Genomic DNA, 5,403 nt, shown 5'->3' with positions numbered 1-5,403 from the left:
TCCGGCGTCGCACAGGTGGTCTTCCGCGAACCCGAGGTGCTCGCCCACGCGCACCGGCTGCGTGCTGAGTTCTGCGTAGCGGTCTCCGGAGTCGTCGAGGTCCGTCCCCAAGGCAACGCCAACCCGGAGATCGCCACCGGGGACGTCGAGGTCAACGCCACCAGGCTGACGGTGCTCGGCGAGTGTGCGCCGCTGCCGTTTCAGCTTGACGAGCCCGCGGGGGAGGAGTTGCGGTTCAAGTACCGCTACCTGGACCTGCGCCGCGACGGTCCGGCCTCGGCAATTCGGTTGCGCTCCCGGGTAAATGCCGCCGCCCGCGCCGTGCTGGCGCGCCACGAATTCGTCGAGATCGAGACCCCGACGATCACCCGCTCCACCCCGGAAGGCGCGCGCGATTTCTTGGTGCCGGCCCGGTTGCACCCGGGGTCCTTCTACGCGTTGCCGCAAAGTCCGCAGCTGTTCAAGCAGCTGTTGATGGTGGCCGGGATGGAGCGCTACTACCAGATTGCCCGGTGCTACCGCGACGAGGATTTTCGTGCTGACCGCCAGCCCGAGTTCACCCAGCTCGACATGGAGCTGAGCTTCGTCGGCGTCGAGGACATTCTCGCGGTCTCCGAAGAGATACTCACCGCGCTGTGGGCGTTGATCGGCTACGAGATCCCGACGCCGATCGTGCGGATCAGCTATGCCGAGGCCATGCGGCGGTTCGGCTCCGACAAGCCCGACATGCGGTTTGGCCTCGAGCTGGTGGAGTGCGCAGAGTTCTTCAAAGACACCACATTTCGGGTTTTCCAAGCGCCCTACGTCGGTGCCGTAGTCATGCCCGGCGGGGCGTCGCAGCCGCGGCGGACGCTGGACGGCTGGCAGGAGTGGGCCAAACAGCGCGGCCACCGCGGCCTGGCCTACGTGTTGGTCGGCGAGGACGGCGCATTAGGCGGTCCGGTGGCCAAGAATCTGAGCGACGGCGAACGCGAGGAGCTGGCCGCGCATGTCGGGGCCCAACCTGGCGACTGCATCTTCTTCTCGGCCGGCCCGGCGAAGTCATCGCGGGCTCTACTGGGGGCAGCCCGCAGCGAGATCGCCCACCGGCTCAACCTGATCGACCCAACAGCATGGGCATTTGTCTGGGTGGTCGACCCACCGCTGTTCGAGCCCGCAGAAGATGCCACCGCGTCCGGTGATGTGGCCGTCGGCTCCGGGGCCTGGACGGCCGTGCACCACGCGTTCACCGCACCCAAGCCGGAGTTCGAGGACCGCATCGATACCGATCCGGGCGGCGTGCTGGCCGACGCATACGACATCGTCTGCAACGGCCACGAGATCGGTGGCGGCTCGATTCGTATCCACCGCCGCGACATTCAGGAACGGGTATTTGCCGTGATGGGCCTGGACCAGGCCGATGCGGCCGAGAAGTTCGGATTTCTGTTGGAGGCCTTCATGTTTGGCGCGCCGCCGCATGGCGGCATCGCGTTCGGCTGGGACCGGATCACTGCCCTGTTAGCCGGCGCGGACTCCATCCGTGAGGTGATCGCGTTCCCCAAGACCGGTGGTGGCGTCGACCCGCTGACCAACGCGCCGGCGCCCATCACCGCCCGGCAGCGCAAGGAGTCTGGAATAGACGCCCAACCCAAACCGATTTGACCGCTCATGACCCGCGCCGGCGACGATACCTCGCCTAGCGAGGTGTTCCGAAGAGTCGCCGCGGTGGCCGTCGGTTTCGGCGATTACCAGGCGAACCAGCCGGGTGATCCCGCGGTTCGAGCTGCGCCGGCTGTAGGTTCGCCGACCTTGCGGGCAGCGTCGGGTAAGCAGAGATCATGAACAGTTCCCTGCTTACCCGAGTGAGCCAGGGCAGCCGTGCGGCTGTGCAGCGGCTACGCGCAGCGTTGTGGCCGATCACTCAGACATCGGTGGCAGCCGGCATTGCCTGGTTTCTCACCCATGACGTGCTGCACCATCGCCAGCCGTTCTTCGCCCCGATCTCCGCAGTGGTGTGCATGTCGGCGACCAACGTGCTGAGGGGTCTGCGCGCCGCGCAGATGATCGTCGGGGTGGCGCTGGGGATTGTCCTGGGCGCCAGCGTGCATCCCGTCCTGGGTGCAGGACCAAGCGCCATGGCGGTCGCGGTGTTCATCGCGCTGAGTATCGCGGTACTGAGCGCGTTCGGTCTCATTGCCCAAGGCCTGATGTTCGTCAACCAGACCGCGGTCTCGGCGGTGCTGGTCCTGGTGTTCGCCCCTACCGGAGAAGGTGTGGTAGGCGAACGGCTCTTCGATGCGCTCGTCGGTGGCGGTCTGGCCCTGGTCTTTGCCATTCTGCTGTTCCCGGCCAACCCAGTCGACATGTTGTGTACTTCCCGGGCCGCCGTCCTGGCTGCCGTGCATGAAACCTTGTGTCAGGTGGCTGAGGTGCTGAGCGGTCCCGGAAGTATCCCTGCAGACTGGCCCAGGGCAGCCGTCGACCGGATGCACCGCGAGCTGGACGGGCTGATCCAGGTTCGTGCCACTGCCCACCTGGTGACGCGGATCGCACCGCGCCGCTGGGCGATGAAGGACACCATCGGAGATGTCGACGAACAGGCGACGCGATTGGGTCTCCTAGTTAGTTCGGTGATGCACCTGGCTCGCACCGTTACTGGGCCCGATAAGGCCGCGGATCCACAGCCGGTGCTCGCTGTGTTGAGCGACCTGGCCGCGGGCACCATGGCGGCCGACCGGGATCCTGCGGCGGCGACCGAACACATCACCGCTGCGCGCGGCGGGGCCTCGGAGCTGCTAACGGCTGCTACCGACCGAAACGCGGTCGTGCTCGCTGATGTCGTCCTCGCCTGTGTGGATGACCTCCAACAGGTGGTCGAATTCCCGAGCAGCCTGCAGAGCGGCGCACGCTGACGGGTTCTGTTGAGGCCTCGATGCGCCACCAGCATCCCGCTGGTTCAGTAGGGTTCGGTTTCGTGGCGCATTCATCCCGCTTAGCGTCGAGGAGTTAGCCGTTGTCCCTGCCTTGTGATGAGCCCACCAGACGTTATCGAGTCACACACCGTACCGAATACCGCTACTCCGATGTCGTGACCAGCTCGTACGGACGTGGTTTTCTCACCCCGCGCGACTCGTCGCGTCAACGCTGTGTCGCCCACCGGCTGACCGTCGAGCCGACCCCCACCGACCGCTCCACCAGTCGCGACACGTACGGCAACATCAGCTCCTATTTCCACGTCACCGAACCGCATCGTGCGCTGACGATCACCAGTGACTCCATCGTCGACGTGGTGCCGCCGGCGTCCGGGCTGTATACCAGCGGGCCGGCGCTGCAACCGTGGGAAGCCGCCCGGCCCAGCGCGCCGCGGGGTGCGCTGGCTGTCGACTTCACGCTTGACCTGGATCCGCCCGAAATCACTGCTGCGGTGCGTGACTACGCGGCTCCCAGTTTCGTGCCTGACCGCCCCCTGGTCGAGGTGCTGCGTGATCTTACGACGCGCATCTACACCGACTTCACCTACCGCTCCGGATCGACCACCGTTTCCACCCGGGTAGATGAGGTTCTGGCGGCCCAGGAAGGGGTATGTCAAGACTTTGCCCGGCTGGCGATCGCCTGTCTGCGAGCCAACGGGTTGGCGGCCAGTTATGTGTCTGGCTATCTGGCTACTGACCCACCGGAGGGAAAGGATCGGATGATCGGTATCGACGCCACCCACGCCTGGGCGGCGGTGTGGACGCCGCAACGGCCGGGGCACTTCGAATGGCTCGGCCTGGATCCCACGAATGACCAACTGATCGACGAGCGCTACATCGTCGTGGGGCGCGGCCGAGACTACGCAGACGTGCCGCCGGTGCGCGGCATCATCTACACCAACTCTGAGCACAGCGTGATCGACGTGGGTGTCGATGTCGTGCCATTCAAAGGTGATGCGTTGCATGCGTGACTTCCATTGCCCCAATTGCGGCCAGCGCCTGACGTTTGAGAACTCCGCCTGCCTATCCTGCGGCAGCGCGCTGGGCTTTTCACTCGACCAGATGGCTTTGCTGGTGATCGCCGAACGCGATGAAAGTGGGCATACCGGTGCAGTGTCCGCCGAACACTATCAACTGTGCGCGAATCTTCATCTGGCCGAATGTAATTGGCTGGTTCCCGCGAACTACGCCGATGGGCTGTGCGAGTCGTGCGCGCTGACCGTCGAGCGGCCGCGCGATGATGACACCGGGGGCCTGGCGGAGTTCGCCCGGGCCGAGGCGGCCAAGCGGCGGCTGGTTGCCGAGCTGCACGAGCTGAAGCTGCCGATCGTGGGACGCGAGGGGGACCCGCGCTGTGGACTGGCATTCCGGTTGCTGTCCAGTGCGCACCAGAATGTGATCACCGGGCACGCCGACGGCGTCATCACACTCGATTTAGCCGAGGGCGACGACGTGCACCGCGAACAGCTGCGGGTAGAGATGGACGAGCCGTACCGGACCCTGCTCGGCCACTTCCGCCATGAGATCGGGCACTACTACTTCTACCGACTGATCGACCCGTCCAGCGACTACCGGGCGCGGTTCAAAGAGTTGTTCGGCGATCCGGACACCGACTACCAGGAAGCGCTGGATCGCCACTATCGCGACGGTGCGCCCGCGGGCTGGCCGGAAAATTTCGTCTCGTCATATGCAACCATGCATCCCGCCGAAGACTGGGCCGAAACGTTCGCGCACTACTTGCATATCCGTGACACGCTAGACACCGCGGCCTGGTGCGGGTTCGCGCCGGCGTCGGCGACCTTCGACCGGCCGGCCTTGGGGCCCAGCGCCTTTCAGACCATCATCGACACGTGGCTACCGCTGTCATGGTCGCTGAACATGGTGAATCGGTCCATGGGCCACAACGACCTGTACCCGTTTGTGCTGCCGCCGGCGGTGCTGGACAAGATGCAGTTCATCCACAACGCCATTGACGAAGTCGCCTTGGATCTGTCTGGCCCGGGCGGCGGGAGCGGCTAAGGCGACCGCGTAACTCTGTTCAAATCAGCGCATCCGCCACGGCGATGTGCATACGATCGCGCCACCACCTGACGGTGGGTAGCGGCCGCGATAGGGAGTACCACCACCTATTGGATGCGATTGCCTTCGGCTGGGTGAGTTGGGAATGGTGATGACGTTTCTAGTAACGACGCCGGCCACGGTGGCGGCTGCAGCAGCGGACCTGGTGCGTCTGGGCTCGACGCTGAGCGCGGCTAATGCGGCGGCGGCCGGACCCATCACGGCAGTGTTGGCGGCCGGTGCTGATGAGGTTTCGGCGGCGGTCGCGGCATTGTTCGCCGGACATGCGCAGCAGTACCGGTCGCTCAGCGCGCAGGCCGCGGCATTCCACGAGGCGTTCGCGCAGGCCATGAACGCTGGCGCGAGCGCCTATCAACAGGCTGAGTCCGTCAAC

5 protein-coding genes are annotated in these 5,403 nt (G+C 65.5%); all 5 read left to right on the top strand.

Features of this window, described 5'->3' with window-relative positions; genetic code table 11:
• Positions 1–1,641, top strand: a 1,641-nt coding sequence (gene aspS / locus F0Q45_RS23925) for an aspartate--tRNA ligase (protein ID WP_149656269.1), incomplete at its 5' end; no start/stop codon positions are given.
• Between the two features lie 176 nt (positions 1,642–1,817).
• Positions 1,818–2,891, top strand: coding sequence for an FUSC family protein (locus tag F0Q45_RS23920; protein WP_149656268.1), 1,074 nt, complete (start codon positions 1,818–1,820; stop codon positions 2,889–2,891).
• 101 nt (positions 2,892–2,992) lie between these two features.
• Positions 2,993–3,922 (top strand): transglutaminase family protein, encoded by a 930-nt coding sequence (locus F0Q45_RS23915; RefSeq protein WP_149656267.1) that lies wholly within the window; start codon positions 2,993–2,995, stop codon positions 3,920–3,922.
• Positions 3,915–4,970: a zinc-binding metallopeptidase family protein gene (locus F0Q45_RS23910; protein ID WP_149656266.1), complete on the top strand. Its 1,056-nt coding sequence runs from the start codon at positions 3,915–3,917 to the stop codon at positions 4,968–4,970. Before F0Q45_RS23915 ends, F0Q45_RS23910 begins: the two co-directional genes overlap by 8 nt.
• Before the next feature lie 151 nt (positions 4,971–5,121).
• The coding region (locus F0Q45_RS23905; protein ID WP_149656265.1) for a PE family protein at positions 5,122–5,403 on the top strand (282 nt) is incomplete at its 3' end.

This window comes from Mycobacterium simiae, assembly GCF_008370645.1.
GTDB lineage: Bacteria > Actinomycetota > Actinomycetes > Mycobacteriales > Mycobacteriaceae > Mycobacterium > Mycobacterium simiae_A.
The sequence above is the reverse complement of the archived record's forward strand: the minus strand, read 5'-3'. Positions and strand labels throughout refer to the sequence as shown.